Origin of the sequence: Clostridium sp. Cult3 (genome assembly GCF_021655115.1) — a bacterium.
Taxonomy (GTDB): Bacteria; Bacillota; Clostridia; order Tissierellales; family Tepidimicrobiaceae; genus PPXY01.
Genome location: NZ_PPXY01000004.1, coordinates 1 through 20,062 on the forward strand (window position 1 = coordinate 1; position 20,062 = coordinate 20,062).

The 20,062-nt window shown below is 33.5% G+C and carries 19 protein-coding genes and 8 tRNA genes; 24 read left to right on the plus strand and 3 right to left on the minus strand.

Translation table 11 applies throughout. The annotated features are described in order from the left end of the window. Nucleotides 1–89 precede the first annotated feature (89 nt). The 8 genes from C3E88_RS00965 to C3E88_RS01000 all read left to right on the plus strand — a co-directional run bounded on the left by C3E88_RS00965 (nt 90) and on the right by C3E88_RS01000 (nt 1,002). Nucleotides 90–180, plus strand: a tRNA-Ser gene (locus C3E88_RS00965). A 6-nt stretch (nt 181–186) separates the two neighbouring features. Beyond that, nucleotides 187–263 (plus strand) — tRNA-Ile (locus tag C3E88_RS00970). Between the two features lie 5 nt (nt 264–268). Next, nucleotides 269–344 (plus strand) — tRNA-Phe (locus tag C3E88_RS00975). An 86-nt stretch (nt 345–430) separates the two neighbouring features. Beyond that, nucleotides 431–507: transfer RNA gene (locus tag C3E88_RS00980), tRNA-Ile, on the plus strand. A gap of 7 nt (nt 508–514) precedes the next feature. Further along, nucleotides 515–589, plus strand: a tRNA-Trp gene (locus tag C3E88_RS00985). 15 nt (nt 590–604) lie between these two features. Continuing rightward, nucleotides 605–680, plus strand: a tRNA-Val gene (locus C3E88_RS00990). Nucleotides 681–754: 74 nt separating this feature from the next. Beyond that, nucleotides 755–831: transfer RNA gene (locus tag C3E88_RS00995), tRNA-Ile, on the plus strand. Nucleotides 832–925: 94 nt separating this feature from the next. After that, nucleotides 926–1,002 (plus strand) — tRNA-Ile (locus C3E88_RS01000). 64 nt (nt 1,003–1,066) lie between these two features. Here C3E88_RS01000 and C3E88_RS01005 read toward each other — a convergent pair. Next, on the minus strand, nt 1,067–2,065 hold the full coding sequence (locus C3E88_RS01005) for a ribonuclease H-like domain-containing protein (RefSeq protein ID WP_236908183.1): 999 nt from the start codon (nt 2,063–2,065) through the stop codon (nt 1,067–1,069). Between the two features lie 99 nt (nt 2,066–2,164). Here C3E88_RS01005 and C3E88_RS01010 point away from each other — a divergent pair, with 99 nt between their 5' ends. The 8 genes from C3E88_RS01010 to C3E88_RS01045 all read left to right on the plus strand — a co-directional run bounded on the left by C3E88_RS01010 (nt 2,165) and on the right by C3E88_RS01045 (nt 10,431). Continuing rightward, nucleotides 2,165–3,766, plus strand: a complete 1,602-nt coding sequence (locus tag C3E88_RS01010) for a gamma-glutamyltransferase family protein (RefSeq protein WP_236908184.1) — start codon at nt 2,165–2,167, stop codon at nt 3,764–3,766. Nucleotides 3,767–3,787: 21 nt separating this feature from the next. Continuing rightward, nucleotides 3,788–5,263 carry a hypothetical protein gene (locus tag C3E88_RS01015; RefSeq protein ID WP_236908185.1) on the plus strand — a complete coding sequence of 492 codons (1,476 nt, stop codon included), beginning with the start codon at nt 3,788–3,790 and terminating at the stop codon, nt 5,261–5,263. Between the two features lie 86 nt (nt 5,264–5,349). After that, nucleotides 5,350–6,351, plus strand: coding sequence for an acyl-CoA dehydratase activase-related protein (locus tag C3E88_RS01020; RefSeq protein WP_236908186.1), 1,002 nt, complete (start codon nt 5,350–5,352; stop codon nt 6,349–6,351). Beyond that, on the plus strand, nt 6,323–7,414 hold the full coding sequence (locus tag C3E88_RS01025) for an acyl-CoA dehydratase activase-related protein (protein ID WP_236908187.1): 1,092 nt from the start codon (nt 6,323–6,325) through the stop codon (nt 7,412–7,414). The genes C3E88_RS01020 and C3E88_RS01025 overlap by 29 nt, the downstream gene beginning before the upstream one ends. Nucleotides 7,415–7,421: 7 nt before the next feature. After that, complete coding sequence (locus C3E88_RS01030) at nt 7,422–8,387, plus strand: acyl-CoA dehydratase activase (RefSeq protein ID WP_336513047.1); 966 nt, start codon at nt 7,422–7,424, stop codon at nt 8,385–8,387. 72 nt (nt 8,388–8,459) lie between these two features. After that, nucleotides 8,460–8,876 (plus strand): nucleoside recognition domain-containing protein, encoded by a 417-nt coding sequence (locus tag C3E88_RS01035; RefSeq protein ID WP_236908189.1) that lies wholly within the window; start codon nt 8,460–8,462, stop codon nt 8,874–8,876. Between the two features lie 15 nt (nt 8,877–8,891). Continuing rightward, nucleotides 8,892–9,350: a nucleoside recognition domain-containing protein gene (locus C3E88_RS01040; RefSeq protein ID WP_236908190.1), complete on the plus strand. Its 459-nt coding sequence runs from the start codon at nt 8,892–8,894 to the stop codon at nt 9,348–9,350. Between the two features lie 46 nt (nt 9,351–9,396). Beyond that, nucleotides 9,397–10,431, plus strand: a complete 1,035-nt coding sequence (locus C3E88_RS01045) for an HD-GYP domain-containing protein (protein WP_236908191.1) — start codon at nt 9,397–9,399, stop codon at nt 10,429–10,431. 28 nt (nt 10,432–10,459) lie between these two features. Here C3E88_RS01045 and C3E88_RS01050 read toward each other — a convergent pair whose 3' ends face one another. Beyond that, nucleotides 10,460–11,461: a hypothetical protein gene (locus tag C3E88_RS01050; protein WP_236908192.1), complete on the minus strand. Its 1,002-nt coding sequence runs from the start codon at nt 11,459–11,461 to the stop codon at nt 10,460–10,462. Nucleotides 11,462–11,606: 145 nt separating this feature from the next. Here C3E88_RS01050 and C3E88_RS01055 point away from each other — a divergent pair, with 145 nt between their 5' ends. Together C3E88_RS01055 and C3E88_RS01060 are read left to right on the plus strand one after the other, a co-directional pair. Next, nucleotides 11,607–12,665: a hypothetical protein gene (locus C3E88_RS01055; RefSeq protein ID WP_236908193.1), complete on the plus strand. Its 1,059-nt coding sequence runs from the start codon at nt 11,607–11,609 to the stop codon at nt 12,663–12,665. A gap of 56 nt (nt 12,666–12,721) precedes the next feature. Beyond that, nucleotides 12,722–12,859, plus strand: coding sequence for a hypothetical protein (locus C3E88_RS01060; RefSeq protein WP_236908194.1), 138 nt, complete (start codon nt 12,722–12,724; stop codon nt 12,857–12,859). Between the two features lie 23 nt (nt 12,860–12,882). Here the strand turns inward: C3E88_RS01060 and C3E88_RS01065 are convergent, their stop codons facing one another. Continuing rightward, nucleotides 12,883–13,866: an asparaginase gene (locus tag C3E88_RS01065; protein ID WP_236908195.1), complete on the minus strand. Its 984-nt coding sequence runs from the start codon at nt 13,864–13,866 to the stop codon at nt 12,883–12,885. A gap of 324 nt (nt 13,867–14,190) precedes the next feature. Between C3E88_RS01065 and C3E88_RS01070 the strand changes: the two genes are divergently transcribed. The 6 genes from C3E88_RS01070 (at nt 14,191) to C3E88_RS01095 (ending at nt 20,059) form a co-directional block, all read left to right on the plus strand. Then, the gene (locus C3E88_RS01070) at nt 14,191–14,796 is read left to right on the plus strand and encodes a lactate utilization protein (RefSeq protein ID WP_236908196.1); all 606 of its coding nucleotides are present in this window, start codon (nt 14,191–14,193) and stop codon (nt 14,794–14,796) included. A 21-nt stretch (nt 14,797–14,817) separates the two neighbouring features. Continuing rightward, on the plus strand, nt 14,818–15,975 hold the full coding sequence (locus tag C3E88_RS01075) for a cysteine desulfurase family protein (RefSeq protein ID WP_236908197.1): 1,158 nt from the start codon (nt 14,818–14,820) through the stop codon (nt 15,973–15,975). Nucleotides 15,976–15,980: 5 nt separating this feature from the next. Then, nucleotides 15,981–17,147: a tRNA uracil 4-sulfurtransferase ThiI gene (gene thiI / locus C3E88_RS01080; RefSeq protein WP_236908198.1), complete on the plus strand. Its 1,167-nt coding sequence runs from the start codon at nt 15,981–15,983 to the stop codon at nt 17,145–17,147. Between the two features lie 106 nt (nt 17,148–17,253). Next, on the plus strand, nt 17,254–17,841 hold the full coding sequence (locus tag C3E88_RS01085) for a TetR/AcrR family transcriptional regulator (protein ID WP_236908199.1): 588 nt from the start codon (nt 17,254–17,256) through the stop codon (nt 17,839–17,841). 19 nt (nt 17,842–17,860) lie between these two features. After that, nucleotides 17,861–19,240 (plus strand): radical SAM protein, encoded by a 1,380-nt coding sequence (locus C3E88_RS01090; protein WP_236908200.1) that lies wholly within the window; start codon nt 17,861–17,863, stop codon nt 19,238–19,240. 279 nt (nt 19,241–19,519) lie between these two features. Continuing rightward, complete coding sequence (locus C3E88_RS01095; protein WP_236908201.1) at nt 19,520–20,059, plus strand: helix-turn-helix domain-containing protein; 540 nt, start codon at nt 19,520–19,522, stop codon at nt 20,057–20,059. Nucleotides 20,060–20,062 lie beyond the last annotated feature (3 nt).

Sequence of the window (20,062 nt, forward strand, 5' to 3'; positions counted from 1 at the left end):
CGAAGCGGTCATAACGGGGCGGTCTTGAAAACCGTTAGGGCTTCGCGGCCCACGTGGGTTCGAATCCCACCCTCTCCGCCAAAAAATATGGAGAAGTACTCAAGTGGCTGAAGAGGCTCCCCTGCTAAGGGAGTAGGTCCTTCATGGGGCGCGAGGGTTCAAATCCCTCCTTCTCCGCCATTGTGGGGGCCTTTAGCTCAGTCGGTTAGAGCGCCCGGCTCATAACCGGTAGGTCCGGGGTTCGAGTCCCTGAAGGCCCACCAGATTTGCCCAGATAGCTCAGTAGGTAGAGCAGGGGACTGAAAATCCCCGTGTCGGTGGTTCGATTCCGCCTCTGGGCACCATTTAGATAATGGACAGTTGTAAGGACAACCTTTAGTCGTTAGGAGATTTTAATGATAGACCCTAATAATTGTGAATTGATAATTAGGGGCCTTTAGCTCAGTTGGTTAGAGCGCCCGGCTCATAACCGGTAGGTCCGGGGTTCGAGTCCCTGAAGGCCCACCAGTGATGGAGGGGTGTAGTTCAGCGGTAGAACGTCGGTCTCCAAAACCGAATGTCGTGGGTTCGAGTCCTGCCACCCCTGCCAATTAAGTTAACACAAGGGCGCATAGCTCAGTTGGGAGAGCACCTGCCTTACAAGCAGGGAGTCATAGGTTCAAGCCCTATTGTGCCCACCATTTGTACAATGCACAGTTGAAAGGATCCAAAATCTAGACATTAATAATCGCCAATTGAGAACTGGATAAAATATGGGCTTGTAGCTCAGGTGGTTAGAGCGCACGCCTGATAAGCGTGAGGTCGGTGGTTCGAGTCCACCCAGGCCCACCATTTAGAGATAATACACAGTGAACAATTGCAAGGACAACTTTTAATGGTTAGAGACCTCAATGATAGACCCTAACAATTGTGAATTGTTAATTAGGGGCCTTTAGCTCAGTCGGTTAGAGCGCCCGGCTCATAACCGGTAGGTCCGGGGTTCGAGTCCCTGAAGGCCCACCAACTATATAAAGACAGCAGACTTTGAAGCTAAGGTCTGCTGTCTTTATGTATATTTTAGACATGATCAAAGGCTTTGTGAATTAAGCACATAGAGTATTAACTGTTCGATAATATTTTTAAGATTATCCATTTGATATTTATCATCGATCTTCAAAATAATAATATCTTCAGGAACCATATAATCAGTCATATCCTTTATATCTATACTCTGAGGAAGCTTTGATTTATTAACAAACAAACATTTTCTAGTTGGCGTGATATAACCTTCTTTTACATCTAATTCCAGGGTTATCTGAGTATTTTTTTGCCAAATAATATTGAAGCTATCTGCAAAATATACTAGATTCATTTCTGACTTAGTAACTAATGTGTTACAAATTATCTGCATGATATCCCCACTTGTTGTTATATTATTAATCTGTATGGGTATTATCTCATTAGATAAATCTATAGAGACACTCTTAATATCTTGGATAACATCAAATATTTGTATTACATCTACTAAATAATAAAGATCATCAAAATTGTGTTTTAAAATTTTCTTTTTTAAGATAGTATCCCCACTATCGAGATATTTGTAATATAAATTTATACAATCCTTTCCTGTATGCTTATCCTCTCTATAAATATTTAAGCTTTCTTCGATTGTCTTTAATTTAAAATCTTTGAATGGTAGATAAGAGCTATGACTTCTTATATTTCTGTATATATCGAAGCTATCTATATTAGAAATTCTATCAACTACATTATGAAAATTAGATCTATATTTAATAAAGGGTATATCAAAGCTATCTCCATTGTAAGTTATTAGGAGATCGAAATTTAAAATGACTTTATTTAATTGTTCTAATAGCTGACCTTCTTCATCAATATTGTTAGCAAAGAATTGGGATAAATACCAGCCACCATCTTTATCATTTAGATATACCAGCCCGATTAAATATATTTGATTAAACTTTCTACTAAGACCGGTAGTTTCAATGTCTAAAAAACATATTTTTCTATTTGGAAAATATGTTGATATATCTATTTTAAAATCTATTAAATAGTCTAGTCTCTCCATATGTGATTCTCCCTTATTGTTTATTGTGGTATAATGAAGCTATATATGTTAAAGTATACAAAACTATTTAGATATTATCAAATAAAAGGGAGATGAAATATGAGATTTAATTACTTTGAACATCAGCATTCATCTTGTAGAAACACTATATTTGCAAAAAATGGTATGGTGTCTACAACTCAACCTTTAGCTGCAGAAGCTGGGTTAGAAATATTGAAAAAAGGTGGCAATGCAGTAGATGCAGCTATAGCTACGGCGGCAAGTTTAGCCGTATTAGAACCAACATCCAATGGATTAGGAGGAGATGGGTTTGCAATTATCTGGTATAAGGATAATCTATATGGGCTAAACGCTAGCGGACCTTCACCAGGCAAAATTAGCATAGATAAGGTTAAAAATATGGGATTCAATGCTATGCCTAAATACGGTTTTTTACCTGTAAATGTTCCAGGAATGCTTTATGGTTGGAGGGAAATGTATAAAAGATTTGGGGTCTTATCCTTTAAGGATATTTTAGAACCAGCTATTCATTATGCTAGAGATGGGTATCCTGTATCTCCTACGGTGTCTTATAATTGGAAGAAAGCTTTTAATATTTATAAGGATAGATTGAAAGGTGCAGAATTTGATGAGTGGTTTGATACCTTTTCTATAGATGGCAGGGCACCAGAACCAGGAGAAATTTGGTATTCGAAGAGTTTAAGTCGTACATTAGAAGAATTGGCTGATTCTCAATGCCTTTCATTCTATGAAGGACATATTGCAGATAAAATCGATAAGTTTTCCAAACAATATGGAGGCTTTATTTCAAAGAAAGACTTGATGGACTATAGGCCAGAGTGGGTAGACCCTATATCTACTAATTATAGGGGTTATGACATATGGGAGCTACCGCCAAATACCCATGGACTAGTAGTACTATTGGCTTTAAATATATTGAGTAATTTTGATATGAATGTAGATTCATTAGAGCTATATCATTATATGATTGAAGCTATGAAACTTGCCTATGCCGATGGACTAAATTATATTACCGATCTCAAAGACATGGGAAGAAATTTAGAATATTTGCTAAGTAGAGACTATGCTTTAGATAGAAGCAAACTAATTGGAGACAGTGCTATACTAGCTAAACATGGGGCTTTAAATACAGGTGGTACAGTATATCTAGCCACAGCAGATAAGGATGGCAACATGGTAAGCTATATACAGAGTAACTTTACTGGATTTGGCTCTGGCTTGGTAGTACCTGGAACAGGAATAAGCCTTCACAATCGAGGTTATACTTTTAGTCTTAATGAGAAGGATTATAATCGATTAGCACCTAATAAGAAAACCTATCATACAATAATTCCAGGTTTTATAACTAAGGGAGATAAGGCTTTAGGTCCTTTCGGAGTTATGGGAGCATATATGCAACCTCAGGGGCATTTGCAATCTGTAGTCAATATGATAGATTTTAACTTAAACCCTCAAGAAGCACTGGATAAATATAGATGGCAATGGATAGAGGGAAGAAGGGTAGTAGTAGAAGAGGATTTTCCAGAAGATATAAAAAATTATTTAATTCATAAAGGACATGATATCGAACATTCCAGGGATGTAGGTAGTTTTGGAAGAGGGCAAATAATTTTAAGAGATGGGCAAACATATATAGGCGGTACAGAAAAGAGAGCTGATGGACATATTGCAGCGTGGTAATTTGCTGAAAGGAGTTTTAATATGAGTCAAACTAAAGTAAATAATATCATATTAGAGGTTGAAAAACTAAAGGAGTTAAAAGACGATGAGTTAAGGGATAGAATAGTAGATGTCAACAGAGCCCAATTGTCTAAAATAGGAGAAATGTCCTATAATTATTTTATCAGTGTCAGTGGAGATTTACTTCGACTAATTAATGTAGACAACTTTCTAGAAAAGATTGACTCCCAAAGAGAAAGGGAATTGATCCAATCCATTTTTGAATACAATATTAGGCTTTTTAAAAAAATCCATATGGGTATAGAAAAAAATGAGATAGAAGATGAAATAGCAACTTTACTAGATATGAGGGAGGAACTCTATAGCCTATTAAATGCTATTCACTGCTATGAAACGGAGCTTTCATATATTAAGGAATCCCTAGATTATCATACCATGAAAAAAATTGGAGAAAAAGAATATAGAAATGCTCTAATAGATAAAAATGAAATAGTTCTATTAATAGATAAGATAGGGGAAGTATTAGCTAAAAACATAAACAATCATTTAGATTTTGTAAGTATAGTTTCCAATATCATTAGTATACTACCATTTAGGATGAGTAAGTCCAAGTATTTTGATATAGTAAAAACAACTCTTACTAGAAATTTAAATCAATACCCAGTGGATATGGCAGAAAACCAAATTGAGAACTATAAAATATTATTTGATAGTTCTCTCGCAGGGGATTATGGTATAGTATTTGATGTATATTTTACTAGGGTTCAATCTATTAAAAACATCGACTATAAAACCTATTCTTTAGAGGAGCTAGATAATTTAGCTAAAGATATCATAAATTTAGCTAAAGAACTTAATGAAGTAGAGGTGTTTCTCGTAACCTTAGGGACATTGATCAATAGATTAATATCCATACTGTTAATTAAGAACAAATCCCTATTGAATATTGATTCCAAGAAGTTATATTCAATCTGGGAAAAACAAGGAGAAGAATTAGATGAAAAACGTTTATCTTCACTAAGAGAATTAAGCAACAACTCTCTAAAGGAAGTGGAAAAACAATTATTAAAAGACATACAGTATTTTGAAGTTCTTAATGGGGAAGGACTTAAGAGACCAGGTTTCTTGGATAAAAGCTTAAATAAAGAAATGTTATTTACTAATAGGGTTCTTACCTTTTACAATGATATAAGCTTGACCAAATATGAAACCTTGTTTCCAAAAGAGACACAGGCTATTGATAAATATTATCTAGAGCAATTAATTGACAGTTTAATTCAATATATAAATAGAAGCATATCTTCAATGGACAATATAGAAAGAAAGATTAGGATGAGAAGACTATTATCTGCACTGCAACTTCCCTTTGAGGATATAGAAGAATTTTTATTCTATATAGAGTATTCATTAGACGAAAGGGTAGTTAGCAAGGAGGAAATATTGTTTACAATAGATGGGATTAACTATTGGCTAGATAATATAAATGAAGGGCAATGATTTCAAGCCCTTCTTTTTTTATGCTTCACATTATATTTTATATCTCTATTGGCAATAATAAACTAGTGTGGAATTGGAGGGATATTATGAATGGGAAAGTAGGCATACCTAGGGGTATGTTGTATTATGATTATTATCTATTATGGAAAGGGTTTTTTAACAATTTAGGTGTAGAGGTAATTACTTCGCCAAAAACTAATAAGGATATTTTAAACATGGGGGTTTTGAGCTGTGTTGATGAAGCTTGCTTGCCTGTAAAAGTGTTTCATGGTCATGTAGATTATTTAAAAGATAAAGTAGATTATATTTTTATTCCTAAATTTATCAGTATATATAAAATGGAATATTGTTGTCCAAAGCATTTAGGTTTGCCAGATATGATAAAACATAGTGTAGAAGGATTGCCAGAAGTTATAGCCCCTATTATTAATTTAAGAAAATCAACAAATAGTTTAAGAAAATCTATTCTGTATACGGGAAAATACTTTACAAATAGGACTTCAAGGATTTTAAAGGCCTACGATAAGGCTTACAAACGATTTGTAGAGTATAATGAACTATTGGCTCATGGGGTTATACCTATAGATGCTGTAGGTTTATCTGATAGTATAAATCTAAAAACCAAGGGTCATCAAGAAGGATACAAAACAAATATATTGCTATTAGGCCATTCTTATAATATATATGATGATTATATAAATATGAACATAGCCAATAAATTAAAAAAGAGTAATATTAAAATTATTACTGCCGAGATGGTAGATGAGGTAGTAACTAGACGATATACATCAAAACTATCAAAGAGGATGTTCTGGACTCATGGTCAAAGGATAGTAGGCAGCGCTTTTTCTTTAATAGAAGCTGGAAATATAGACGGAATCATATATGTTTCAGCCTTTGGATGCGGACTGGATTCAGTACTTATGGACTTGGTGGAAAGAAAGGCGAAGAAACATAGGGTTCCTTTTACCCTATTAACCATAGATGAACAGACGGGGGAAGCAGGTATCAACACAAGAATAGAAGCTTTTGTTGACATGTTAGAATGGAGGGATAATATTGAAGGCAACATTTCCACACATGGGTAATGTATATATAGCTACCAAAGCTTTTTTTGAAGAAATAGGTCAAGATGTAGTTCCTCCACCTATATGTACTAGAAAAACTTTAGAGATAGGCACCAAGTATTCTCCAGAAACTATATGCTTGCCTCTAAAGGTAATGATAGGTAATTTCATTGAAAGCATTGAAAGAGGGGCTGATACCATATTATTAACAGGAAGCTGTGGTCCTTGTAGATTTGGTTTTTATTCTATATTGGAAAAGAGCATACTAGAGGATATGGGATATGATGTAGACTTTATAGTATTTGATCCTATATATGAAGGATGGAAGCCCCTTAAAGATAATATATACAAGACCTTTAAAGTAGATAATATGAGAGAATTGATACGGACTGGAAAGTTTGCTTGGAAACTAATTCAAACTGCCGATTACATTACAGATTTGTCCAATAAGGTTAGAGCCTATGCTCTAGACAGCCTTAAGGTAGACTTAATTATGAACAACTATTATCGACAAGTAGAAGAAACCTATGGGGAAAAAGAAATGATGGAATTGATGGAAAGAACTATAAGTAAGCTAAATAAAGTTAAGATAGATAAAAGCAAAGAGCCAATAAAAATAGGACTCATCGGAGAGATATATACGGTAATAGAACCTTTTGTCAATTTAGAAGTAGAAAGAAAGTTAGGCCATATGGGAGTTCTCGTAGAGAAGTCTTTGACGCCAACCCTATGGGTGGAACATCATGTAGCAAAATTTCCCTTCGGTGCAAAAACTGAAAATGAAAAATATAGACTTGCCAAGCCCTATTTAGAAACCCTGGTAGGAGGCCATGGGCGAGAAACAGTGGGTTCTGCTATATATTATGCTAATCGGGGATTTGATGGGGTAATCCAGTTGTTACCTTTAAATTGTATGCCAGAGATAGTTGCCAAAAGCATACTAAGTACTGTAAGTAAGGACTTAAATTTTCCTATCATGACATTAATATTGGACGAGATGACAGGGGAAGCAGGATATATGACTAGATTAGAGGCATTTATAGACTTACTTCAGAGAAGAAGGGAGGAAAGTTCAGTTGGATAAATATTATATGGGAATTGATGTTGGTTCTGTAAGTACAAATATTATATTAATGGATGATGACAACAATATTCATTATAAAAAATATATGAGAACTCAAGGAAAGCCTATTGATATGCTAAAGGAAGGAATTAGAGAGATAGAATTGGAGAAGAAGGATGCCAATATATTAGGTGTTGGAGTAACAGGGAGTGGTAGGTATTTGGCTAATATTATTGTAGGAGCTGATGTAGTTAAAAACGAGATTACTGCCCATGCTGTAGCAGGACTAGATTTTTTACCCCATGTACAAACCATAATTGAAATTGGAGGTCAAGACTCTAAGATAATAATCTTAAGGGATAAGGTGGTTACGGATTTTGCTATGAATACCGTGTGTGCTGCAGGTACAGGTTCTTTTCTAGATAGGCAGGCCATAAGGCTGGGGGTTGATATAAGCGAATTTGGGGATTTAGCCTTAAAGTCCAAAAGCTCCGTTAGAATTGCTGGTAGATGTGCCGTATTTGCTGAATCAGATATGATACACAAACAACAATTAGGGCATAATCAATCGGATATAGCTAAAGGATTATGCGAAGCTTTAGTTAGAAATTATTTAAACAATGTAGGAAAGGGAAAGGAAATACTTTCGCCAATTTTGTTCCAAGGTGGAGTAGCAGCAAATGTTGGAATTAGAAAGGCTTTTGAGGAAACCTTCAGGGAAAGGGTTTATGTTCCAGATAATTTTGATGTAATGGGAGCTATTGGTGTGGCCATACTTGCTAAGGAAGAGGTAAAGAAAAAGGGTTATACAAACTTTAAAGGGACTTCCATACACAGGGTAGATTATGTGGTAAATGGATTTGAATGCGATGGTTGTTCTAATATATGTGAGGTAATTGAGATAAAAGAAGATGGAAGACTTTTAGCTAGATACGGAGATAAATGTGGAAAATGGTCCAACTCCTTGGGTAATAGAGATTCTAAATTAGCATAACCTTAAGTTTATACACTTAAGGTTTTTTCTATGTTATAATATTTCTATATTATTTAATTAAGGGTGAGGTAATTGTATAGGGAAAGTATATTTAATGGATTTAAAAAAGGTATAGCAACTCTTTGGACATTAGCTAAAATTGTTGTGCCAGTTTATTTTTTTGTAACTTTTTTGAGATATACCCCGTTATTAAACAATATATCTGATTTTTTTGAACCAGGAATGAAGATTTTGGGATTGCCTGGTGAAGCAGCTGTACCCTTAGTATTGGGTAATTTTATCAATCTTTACGCTGGTATAGGAGCCATGGCAAGCTTAACCTTAACAACCAAACAAGCTACTATATTGGCGATTATGTTATCCTTTTCCCATAGCTTATTATTGGAATCAGCAGTAGTTAAAAAAGCTGGCGTGAGTTTAGCGTTGGTTATACTAATAAGGGTAATATTGGCCTTAGTATCTGGAATTATATTTAATTTAATATTATAAGTAGGGGGTAAATAAATGAATTTTATAGCTTATTTAAAAGATAGTACTATAGGCAGTATTAGCTCAATATTATCTATGGCAAAGATAATAATTCCCCTTATGATAGCAATGGAAATATTAAAAGATGTAAAAATATTAGAAAAAGTCTCAAAAAAGCTAAAGCCTATAGCAAAACTTTTCGATATATCTAGTGAGTCGGTTTTTCCACTAATGATTGGTATAGTATTTGGGTTAGTCTATGGAGCGGGGATTATTATGGAAAGTGTAGAGGAAAAAAATTTAAGCAATAAAGACCTATACGTAGTCATGATATTTTTGGTTGCTTGTCATGCTATTTTTGAGGATACTCTTATATTTGTTGCTGTAGGGGCCAATTTATGGTTACTATTTATTACTAGGCTAGTTGTGGCAATTGTAGTTGCTTATTTTGTATCTAAAGTTATTGACAGGGCATCAAACAATATTAACCAATAATGAAACCAGCCATTAAGGGCTAAAAATTGTCACTAGGGGGTATTTAATGGTAAAAGTTCATACTGATGAATTAAAACCTGGAATGGTATTATCTGACGATGTTGAGGGTTTGAGAAGTGGAGCCATATTGGTTTCTAAAGGTACTGTATTAAACAAAAAGATTATTAGGGGGATTCAAAATCAAGGGATAAAACATGTTTTAATCTATGGTCCAGAGGATGACTCAGAGGATTTGAAGCAAAATAGTTTTGTAATAAGATATAGGAAGTTATCAGATAAGGTGGAAAATGTATTTTCTGATATTAGATTGGGCAAAAAGATAATACTGACTGAAATAAATGATGAACTAGATGATCTAATCGTTGAAGTTATTCAACACAATAATATATTGGGAAGGCTACGGCAATTAGAAGAGAAGGATGATTATACATTTAATCATAGCTTAAATGTTTCTATGTTAGCTACAATGGTCGGCAAATGGCTTAATTATACAGATAAACAGATAAAGCAAGTAGCATTGACTGGCCTATTTCATGATATAGGGAAACTTAAAATATCCGATAATATAATACATAAACCAGGAAAATTAACAAAAGAAGAGCGGGAGGCCATGATGAAGCACCCAATATACAGTTATAATATACTTCTAGATACAGTAGGTATAAGCAAAAACGTACTAATTAGTGTTCTTCAACATCATGAAAGAGAAGATGGCAGTGGCTATCCTTATGGGGTAGAAGGAGATAAAATTCATGAATACGCTAAGATCATTGCCGTTTGTGATGTATATGATGCATTGACATCAGATAGGTATTATAAGAAGAAAACGTCACCTTTTTATGCTGCTGAAGTATTGGAAGAACAAAGTTTTGGGATATTAAATCCACAGATTACTAGATTGTTTTTGGACAAGGTTTCCGAATTTTATGTAGGCTGTAAGGTTTTACTAACCAATGGCGAGATAGGTGAAATCATATATGTTCATCCTCAAAGACCAACTAAGACCATAGTAAAAGTAGGAGATGAATACATAAATTTTTTAAAACCTCAAGATGTATCTATAGTCGATATAATAAAATAGATGCTCCTAATTAGGAGCATCTATTTTATTAATCTTCATATTCATCAAAGGTCTTAAATTTAGCATCCTCTCTATCTTCTAAATAATCATCTGATTCTAAGGATAGTCGTGGTCTAGGGCATGGCGGACTTGGATCGATGCTATTTTCGTCTATCTGTCTAGGAAATAGAGTTGGGAAGGTGGTACATATTGGTGAAACCTCTGGAGATAATTCTGGGAATCCAGTGGATAAAACGCAAAGTTGTACTGGTACAATTATTTTCTTTTCGCAGGAAATACATATTGCAATTATTAGATCTATTCTAACTTCTCCTGTTTCTGGATTAATATCTATATCCCTTGTGATACTATTTGTTGCTAATCTTGTTTCACAGAGTATACTACAGAACTCAGCAAATCTAGGGAAGAAAGCAGAGTTAAATACTGAAGGTATACATAGCTCGAAGAAATTGGTTAACTCTACAGGAGTTATAGGAACATTGGCTGTTAAAGTAACAGTTCTTCTTCTAGAGCCTGAAGTTTGAACTACAGCATCAATTTCTACTATAACATTACCTCTGATCCTTACCTTCTGAGTACCAAAAACTGGCGTACCTTTCCCTTCTTCATCACATTCTGAAGTATCTGCAAATATGATTTTTTCAGATCTAAATCCATCTGGTCCTACTACCTCTATAGGGTTGCCTTTTCCGTCTTTAACGAATTGGCCTCCAGACAACATGGTTTCAGGTTCTACTACTAGATTACGTGGATCATTAATGTTCTCTGGATTGAAGAATCTCCTGCACCGGATATCTAATATCCTTATGATCCTTGCATTTCTACCTAAATTTGGCGTAAATCTTACGTTATTTACAGTACTTAAAGCTTGTAAATTAACCAAGGTAGCATCAAACACTTTTTGTACAAATATTGGTTCAGTTTTTACATTTCTTAAAGTGCCATCCCACTCGCATCCAGTATTGCCTATACAACATCTATCGGTTATTCCTAAACTAATAGTTTCAGATTTAATATTTGAACAGTTCATGTTTTTCCCCCTTTCAACAGTATTAATATTCTGTCTCACTCCTAATATATTCTTTTACCTTTATAGTTGTTACATTTAGAAGTAGGAATAATCTATAGTATTAAGTAATATTATTTAGGAGAAAGATAAATAGGTGGTGAATTAATTGACTTTTTATAAGGACAAAATGATAATAATTAAGGATTTACAGGGTAATATAATTCTATTTAGATTAGTAGATAAAGATCTAGTCCAATATATTTTCCATAAACAATCTAATTCCCTAAAAGAAAAATTAGTTAGCAAGGGAATAAATTCAGAATTTGATGTTTCAATAGGTAAAGGAAATCATATATATCTTCTATATCAGAATATGTCTTTAAACTTGATATTGTCACTATTGAATGATGGACAGATTGAGGATGTTAAATTGACTAGGGAAGCTATACCAAAAGTACATAATTTAGATTTAATTATGGTAGATGAAACTCCACATATATTTTATTGTATCCTACTTTCAGAAAATAAAAAGAAATATAGAATATACCATCATTATCATGATGATACCGATTGGATAACCCATATAGTAGATGAAATTGAGGCAGGGGAAGTATTAAATCCTCTGAGAATATTAAAGCATGATACAAAACTGATAATTGGATATTACGATAAACAACAAAATGATACAATATTTATCAAAACATTTAATTATGCTAGAAAGAGTTGGGAAAACAAAATTAAACTTATCGATAATTCAAAAGATTTATTATATATAGATATGCTTTTGATAAACAATAGACTCCATATTGTTTACTGTATATACGATGAGAATCTAGTAGTAAAGTATGAAAGATTTAGTTATGATGATGAAATAAATCACGATAAAGGGGAAATACTCTCCAATGAAGGGAATACCATGTACCCAACCCTAATATATTATGAGAATAAACTTTGGGTAGTATGGATTGAAAATGAGAATATTATGAGCAGATATAGCATGGATCAAGGTATTACTTGGAGCCCAATTTATTTATGGAATGATTCCAAAACCAAAGAAATAGTTAGATATAAGTATTTAAGCAATTCCAATAATGTGGAAAATGTTTTAGATTATTCCTTTGGTACCATACAACCAGATATAGGTTTTATAGGTTTTGGTCCTCTTACTAACACTACTGAAATACCCTTAAAAAAAAAGACACAATATCCTATTTTCAAGCTTTAAGTTTTTATAAGCAGACTAAGGAAGATATTCAAAATATCTATTCCAAAATAGATGAATTGGAAAAGAAAATAGATTATTTGTCCGAGGGAGAATCTACGGAAGAATTTGAACTTTTGAAAAGCAAAGTAAAGGAAATGGAAGAATTTTTAATCAGGAGAACTCGAGGTTTTTATTTAAGGGACAAAAACAGATAGGTGCAATAATAGCACCTATCCTATTAATCTTCAAATATACTTTTAATAATATCTATATCCTTTGTTAAACTCAATATTAACATTAGCTTAATCCTAGCCTTTTGTCCAGGAAGGTTTTTCCCAAATATAACGCCTAGATCTCTTAAATGTTTGCCTCCGCCTTCATATCCATATGTATCTAGCACCCTTCCAGTTGGGCATCTAGATACCATAACTACTGGGATCCCCTTATCTATAGCTTTTTCTACTCCATGGACCATATCAGGAGGTATGTTGCCACGACCTAAAGCTTCTATTACAATCCCTCTATAGTCATTTTCAATGTAAAAATCTATTATATCGGATTGTATACCGGGACAACATTTTATTAGGGCTACTTTATCTTCTATACTGTTGGTTTTGATATGCTGTTTTTTTACTATATCCCTATAAAAGATCACTTCATCATTGTCGACTATTCCTAGGGGACCAAACTCTGGAGATTTGAAGGTATCTAAGGCCAAAGTATTAGTTTTAGTCACTTCACTAGCTGCATTTACTTCGTTATTCATGACTACTAATACTCCTTTGTTTATAGCATTTTTTGAGATAGCAGTACAAATAGCAGCCGATAAATTGCTAGATCCATCATATCCAAGCTCGGAGCTATTTCTCATAGCTCCTACTACTACAATAGGCTTTGTAGATTGTACAGTTAAGTCCAAAAGATAGGCTGTTTCTTCAAGGGTATCGGTGCCATGAGTTACTATTACTCCAGTGATATCATCTCTTTTAATAGTATCATTCACCAATATAGATAGTTCCATCATCATATCCGGAGTAATATGAGGACTAGGAACATTAGAAAAATTGATTATTTCGATATCGGAAAACTTTTCAATATTTGTAACCATTGCCATTATTTCTTCAGAAGAAAGGGCTGGAATTGCAGCGTGGATTCTTGGATCTATTTTCATGGAAATGGTGCCACCAGTAAATATAATAGCAACTTTATTATTGTAGGACATAAAAAAACCCCCTTAGTATGTGATAATTATATTTTATCATAAATCTAAAGGATAAAGAGAATAAAAAAAAGGCTCCTATCGGAGCCTCCATCCATAATGGATGTAAATAAACCGTTCAAAAGGGGTATTGGGAATAGAGATCTTATTTGAGGTTACCAGGGGGATAACCACGTACAAATTATAGCAAATTGCGACAGAGTTTGCAATACCTTTTTTAAAAAAAGATAAAAATATTTTAAAACTACATATATTTTGCCTTTAATATGGGATTAAAATCCTATATAATAATAATTACAGCAATTATATTTGTATGGGGGGATCAATATGGATAATAATATTTTGTTGGCGAAATCATGCTTAGAAAAAAATGGATTTACCGTTGAAACCTTTAAAAATGTCTCCGAGGCAAAGGAGACTTTGTTAAATGAGATCCAGGTTTCTGAATCCATAGCTTTTGGTGGATCAATGACTCTATTCGATATGGGGTTATATGAGGATTTTAAAGGGAGAGGTAATGAAATATTTTGGCATTGGAAAGCAGAGGATAAGAATAATGAACTAAGTTTAGCCAGAAATAGTCATATATACATAACGAGCACTAATGCTTTAACTTTAGATGGGAAACTAGTATGTATGGATGGCGTTGGAAATAGGGTTTCTTCCATGTTCTATGGACATAAAAGAGTATATATTATAGTGGGAAGGAATAAAATATGTAAAGACTATGATGAAGCCAGAAATAGAATTAAAAAGATAGCTGCTCCTAAAAATGCTCAGAGATTGAGTTCCAATACTCCATGTAGATTTACAGGGGAATGTAATACTTGTGATTCAGCCGACAGAATATGTAGGGTAGAGGTTATAATTCATAGGAATCCAATAGGAGGAGATATCAATATATATCTAATAGATGAAGATTTAGGATACTAAAAGACTAGATGAGGTGGTATTTTGGAAGTATACTTAGACAATTGTTCTACTACTAAACCGAGGGATGAAGTTGTAGAAGAGATGATTCACATATTAAAAGAGGAATACGGAAATCCCTCCTCCCTCCACAGAATGGGTTTTAACATAGAAAAGAAGATAGAATATACAAGAGAAATAGTTGCTAATTTTTTAAGGGTCCATAAGGATGAGATATACTTTACTTCAGGAGGTACTGAAAGCAATAATCTTGCCCTCCAAAGTATAATAAATAAATATCATAGAAAAGGTAAACATATAATAACTACAGGAATAGAGCATCCATCTATACTAAATGTACTAAGACACTATGAACAAAAAGGTTACGAAATAACCTACTTGAAAGTAGACAACAATGGACTAATTTCCCTTGATGAATTAAGAAACAGCATTAGAGAAGATACTATTTTGTTGTGTATAATGTTAGTAAACAACGAAATAGGAACTATACAACCAATTGGAGAAATCAAAAGAATAATACGGGAAAAAGAATCAGAAGCTTTACTGCATGTAGATGGCATCCAAGCCTTTGGGAAGATTCCCATAGATATCAATGGATGGGATATAGATACCTTTTCTTTTAGTGGGCATAAAATATATGGTCCTAAGGGCATCGGAGGATTATATATAGATAAAAAACTGAAATTGAACCCCATAATATTTGGAGGCAATCAGGAAAGGGGATTTCGTTCTGGTACAGAAAATGTTCCTGGAATAATTGGATTAGGCAAAGCTGTTGAAATTATGGGAGAGAACTACGAGGAAGAAAGAACGAAAGTAAAGAATATAAAATCATATTTTATAAATAGACTAAATAAAGAAATTAGTTCTATTCGTATAAATAGTCCTATGGATGAATGGGGATCTCCCTATATATTAAATATATCCTTTAAATACATTAGGGGAGAAGTACTACTTCACTATCTAGAGGATAAGGGCATATATGTATCTACAGGTTCTGCATGTTCCTCTAAAGGTACTGAAAAAAGCCATGTATTATCGGAAATAGGCTTATCTCCTTTAGATATAGATGGAGCTATTAGATTCTGTTTTTCTCATGAAAACTCAATTGAAGATATAGATTATGCCATAGATGTATTAAAAAGATCTGTAGAAGAAATACGACAAATAACCATGAGGTGATAAAAGTGGATAAAGTACTTAGTGTAAGCCTAGGAGAAGTAGCACTAAAAGGATTAAATAGAAAATATTTTGAAGACAAACTCATATCAAGAATGAAGAAGACCATAAAAGACATAGGTTATGAAAGGATGTATAAAGAGCAAGGCAAACTATATATTGAAGCTCAGGAAGATGACTTTGATTTAATAATCAATAGATTAAGAAAGGTATTTGGTTTAGTGTATATTAGTCCCTGTATAAGGGTAGACAAGGATATGATAAGAATTGAAGAGGCTTCTATAAAGATAATGGAGGAGAAGCTATCCAAAGATTTGGTTAATACTTTTAAAGTGAAGACCAATAGGGTAGATAAAAGTTTTCCTATGAAGTCTCCAGAAATCTCTAGAAAGATAGGTGCTATTATATTAAACAAATTTAATCAATTGAAGGTAGATGTACACAATCCGGAAATATATTTATACATAGATATAAAGGATAATTGTTATATATATATAGATAGAATTGAAGGTTACGGAGGGCTACCTGTAGGTACCAATGGTAAAGGACTACTCTTATTATCTGGTGGAATAGATAGTCCAGTAGCTGGATTTATGATGGCAAAACGAGGGGTACAAATAAGTGGAATTCACTTTCATAGCTACCCTTTTACTAGTGAAAGGGCAGAAGAGAAAGTTAAAAATTTAGCTGAAATACTAAGCCTTTATACCGGCCCAATAAAGCTTTACAGTGTAAATATTTTAGAGATACAGAAAGAATTAAATGCGAAATGTCCAGGAGACGAGATGACTATTCTTTCTCGTAGGTTTATGATGAGAATTGCAGAGAAGATAGCGAAAGAAAGTGGTATAGATGCCCTTATTACTGGAGAGAATCTAGGTCAAGTGGCTTCCCAAACCATAAAGGGCATATCTGTCATCAATGCAGCAGTAAACATGCCCATACTAAGGCCTTTGATTGGATTTGATAAGGTAGATATAATAGATATAGCAAAGGAAATAGAGACTTACGAAACCTCTATACTTCCCTATGAAGACTGTTGCACCTTATTTTTACCTAAACATCCAGTAACAAGACCTAGACTAGAAGATATAGAAAGATCAGAAGAAAGTATCGATATAGAAGTCCTAGTTAGTAATGCTATAGAGGGTATGGAAGTATACAATATAGACTAAAGAATCAAATGGTAAAAAATGATATTTTATATTGACATATGTGTCGGATGGGTATAAAATATACTAAAGGCAATTTATATCATATTGAAAGGGGGATAGTTACAAGTTGCCGAAAATTGTGGATTATGAAGAGAAGAAACAGGAGATAATAGAGAAGGCAAAGATAGTGTTTGCAAAACGAGGATATCATAACACTAGCCTTTCCCATATATCAAAAAAATGCGGAATAGGTAGGACAACCATATACCAATATTTTAAAAACAAAGATGAAATATTCTACCATACCGTAGGTAGTACTTTAGAAGAAATTCAAACCCAGGTAAATGTTATAGCAACTAATGAACAATTAACATTTACAGAAAAATTGAAACAAGTAATTCATCAATTAACAGATGAACAGAAAAATAGCAACACATTTATATTGCTTTTAGAAACGTGGATTGTGCTGAACAGGGAAAAAAATGAAATGCTAGAAAACTTGAAGACAGAAACCCAAAAATTGAAGGATACCATAGAAGATTTGATAAAAGGGGCTATCCGTGAAAGGGAAATTAAACCAATAGATAGTAGAAGTTTTGCAGAGACTATTTATTCTTTCATTGAAACCTTTACGCTTCAGAGGACTTCTAACACAACGGATGCAAAAGCTAAAATAGATTCACTAAATCTATTAATTGATGGTTTAAGAGCTTAAATGCAAAGGGGGAATCATAATGGCAAGTGTGAAACAATTGGTTAGTACTGCAGTAATGAATGAGGGTTTAAAATATATTGAGAAGAATCCAATGGAAAATATGCCTAAATTGTTGGATTGGGCAGAGAAGCTTATTACAAGGGAGAATCATAAAAGATATCTTCAAAAGTTTAAAGGTATAGTGGTGGATCCTGATAATAACTGGTATAAGCTGATGGAGAGATATTTTGACGAATTATCTCCAGCTTCAAGAAGGAAATTTTTAGTAAACTACATGGTAAACTCGGGTATAATCGGTATACCTATCCAAGATAAAGCAAAGGCAAAATACAATTGTAATGTACCATGGGCAGTACTTATAGATCCAACTAGTGCTTGTAATTTGAAATGTACTGGATGCTGGGCTGCGGAGTATGATAAAACCGATTCATTAAGCTATGAATTGCTAGATAGAGTCATAAGAGAAGGTAAGGAAATAGGAATATACATGTATATTTTCTCCGGAGGCGAACCGTTAGTAAGGAAGAATGATTTGATAAAATTGGCAGAGGAACATAGTGATTGTTCATTCCTATCTTTTACAAATGCTACATTGGTTGATGAGGAGTTTGCTAAAAAGCTTGGGGAACTAGGCAATTTTGGTTTAGCTATTAGTGTAGAAGGTTATGAAGAAGACACTGATATGAGGAGAGGAAATGGCACCTACAATAAGGTAATGGAAGCTATGGATTTACTAAAGAAAGAAGGAGTAATATTCGGTTTTTCAACTTGCTATCATAGATACAATACAGATGCAGTAGCTAAAGAAGATTATATAGATTTCTTGATTGATAAAGGTTGTATGTTTGGTTGGTACTTCACCTATATGCCTATTGGCAAGGATGCAGTTACTGATTTAATTGCAACCCCAGAACAAAGGGAATATATGTATCATCAAGTAAGGGATTTAAGATCTAAAAAGCCAATATTCCTATTGGATTTTTGGAATGATGGAGAATATGTTAGTGGATGTATTGCAGGGGGAAGGAGATATCTTCACATAAATGCTAATGGAGATGTAGAACCTTGTGCTTTTGTACATTATTCCAATGTAAACATAAAAGATGTAAGTTTAATAGAAGCATTACAATCTCCATTATTTATGCAATATAAGGAGCATCAACCATTTAATGATAATCACCTAAGACCATGTCCAGTATTGGATAATCCTGAAAAGATAAAGGAAATGGTAGATGTTTCTGGAGCTTACTCTACTCAACCAATAGATAGAGAAGATGTTGAGGATTTAACTGCTAAAACAGAACCAGTAGCTGAAAATTGGGCTCCTGTAGCAGATGATTTATGGGATAAGCACCTAGAGAAGAAAGCAAAAAAGAAAGTTGAAACTGCAAGTAAATAATATGACTACAATAAAAGCTGGGAAACCAGCTTTTTTAATTTTTTGAGCCAGCCTAAGGGCTGGCATTTTATTAAGTTAAAAAATTTATATATTAAACTTAGGTGAATAGTATATTATTTAGGAATGTGTATATTGGTTAACATACATAGATAAAGTATTTTTGGAAAATCTATTGACATTTTATAATATTTTTGCTTATAATGGTATAGTTAAAATAATAGTTTAGTAAATATAAACAGAGAGTTTAATATAATACTAGTTATTGTTAGGGGGATAAATGTGAAAATTGGTGAAAAGATAAGGCGTCTTAGAATAAAAAATTCCTTAACCCAAGAAGAGTTAGCAGATAGATGTGAACTCACAAAGGGGTTTATATCTCAAGTGGAGAGGGATTTAACCTCACCTTCAATTGCTACTTTAGTCGATATATTAGACGGGCTAGGTACAAATTTAAAGGACTTTTTTAATGAAATAGAAGATGAACAAATAGTATTTACAAAAGAAGATGCCTTTGTTACAGAAAATGAAGATTTCAAGTATAGTTTAAGTTGGGTTATTCCGAATGCTCAAAAGAATGTTATGGAGCCTATTCTCATTGAGCTAGAGTCAGGAGGCAGAACAAAAGAAGACTCACCCCATGAAGGTGAAGAATTTGGATATGTAATAAATGGCAGTATTTTCATTCATTTTGGCAATGAAAAGCAAAAGGTTAGGAAGGGAGAAAGCTTTTATTTTAAAGCTAATGTCAATCATTATATATCTAACCCGGGAAAAACAGTAGCTAGGGTAATATGGGTGAGTACACCGCCAAGTTTCTAAAAA